General features: G+C 70.5%; 1 protein-coding gene. It reads left to right on the forward strand.

All coding sequences use genetic code 11. The features are described from left to right. Positions 1–95: 95 nt before the first annotated feature. Entirely contained in the window at positions 96–1,763 is a 1,668-nt protein-coding gene (locus tag AB0N07_RS50590; RefSeq protein WP_365847705.1) for an IS1182 family transposase, read from the forward strand. Positions 1,764–1,792 lie beyond the last annotated feature (29 nt).

Below are 1,792 nucleotides of genomic sequence, written 5' to 3' on the forward strand. Positions count from 1 at the left end.
GACTCCGTCGGGAATCTTGAGGACGGGCAGTAAACGATCGTGACGTTGCGTCAGGCTCGTTGGAACGTTCCGCCCATGTTTCGCAGGAGCCCGACATGTCCCTCCAGCCCCATCCCGGAGCCGAGATCCCACCGTTGACCATGCGGGTCGCCCGAGCCAGCAACCCCCACGGCACCACCGCGATGTGGATCCGCGACCGGCTCGACGGCCTGTGGAACGACGAGGACTTCACCGCCTGGTACCCGCGCGACGGCCGCCCCGGCCTCTCGCCCGCCCAGCTGGCCACCGTCTGCGTGCTGCAGTACGTGATGAACCTGTCGGACCGCCAGGCCGCCGAGGCGGTGCGCTGCCGCATCGACTTCAAGTACGCCCTCGCGCTGGACTTGGAAGATCCCGGCTTCCACCACAGCGTCCTGTCCGACTTCCGCGACCGGCTCGCCGAAGGCGACCGCGCCGACCGGCTGCTGGGCCTCGCACTGACCCGGATCCGGCGGGCCGGCCTGCTCAAGGGACGCGGCAAGCAGCGCACCGACTCCACCTACGTACTGTCGGCCGCGCGGGAGTTGACGCGCCTGGAGCTGGTGACCGAGGCGGTCCGCGCCGTGCTGGAGGTCATGGCGCGAGACATGCCGGACCTGCTGGATGAGCTGGTCACCACCGAATGGGCGGAACGCTACGGGCGGCCGGTGCGTCTGTGTTCCCAGCCCAGCCACCCCGTCGCCCGGCTGGAGCAGGTAGGTGTTGACGCCCGCGAGCTGCTCAAGCGCCTGTTCGTCCGCTTCCCCGACGGCGCCCTTCCGGCACAGGCCGAGGTACTACGGCAGGTCCTGGTGCAGCACTTCCTGGTGGACGGGCGCGGTAGGTTCAAGCCGCGCACCGAGCACGACGGCCGGCCGCCTTCCCGGGTGCGGATCGAGTCGCCGTACGAAACCGAGGCCCGCTTCACGCGGCGCGGCGACACCCGCTGGACCGGCTATCTCGCGCATGTGACCGAGACCTGCGACGACAAGCGGATCAACCTCATCACTGATGTGGCCACCGTCGCTTCCGGCGCGGACAGCCAGGCCCTGCCCGGCATCCACGCCCGCCTCCGGCGGCTGCGCCTGCTGCCCAGCCAGCACCTGGTCGACGGCGGCTACACGTCCGTCGCCGGCATGGACGAAGCCGCCCGCCTCCACCGCGTCACCCTGGTCGGGCCGCTTCCCTCCAGCACCAGCCCGCAGCACCGGGCCAAGGACGGCTTCGGCCGGGAGAACTTCATCATCGACTTCGACCGACGCGAGGTCACCTGCCCCAATGGGCAGGTCAGCGGCAACTGGCGGGACCTGCCTGTGGCGGAGCCGACATCGGTGGTGGTCCGGTTCGACGCCCGTCAGTGCGGCCGCTGCCCCGAGCGCGCCGCGTGCACCCCGGGCCCGTTTCGCAGCCTGTACTTCCCGCCCCGCCGCCTGCACGAACTCCAGGTCAAGAACCGTGCCGACCAGCAGGATGCCAACTGGCGCAGGCTCTACGGGCTGCGCTCGGGGGCCGAAGGCACCATCGAGGAGTTCGCGGACGGCCATCGCGGACGCCGGTGCCGCTACCGCGGCCTCGCGAAGACGCACGTCCAGCACGTCCTGACCGCACTCGCGATCAACGTCGAGCGGCTGAGCCTTCAAGAACCCGCCGACAGCTCCCATCGGCCCCGCCCGCCCACGGCGTTCCAGCAGTACCTCGACGCACGCGGCCTGCCCCGACCCCTGTGGTGGCGCCAAGGCAAATGACCCCGGGCCTCAAGATTCCCGACGGAGTC

This window comes from Streptomyces sp. NPDC051172 (assembly GCF_040682555.1).
Classification (GTDB): domain Bacteria; phylum Actinomycetota; class Actinomycetes; order Streptomycetales; family Streptomycetaceae; genus Streptomyces.

What these genes read in the sequence shown, in the direction of transcription:
- AB0N07_RS50590 (WP_365847705.1), top strand. Translation starts at nt 96, where the DNA reads ATGTCCCTCCAGCCCCATCCCGGAGCCGAGATCCCACCGTTGACCATG.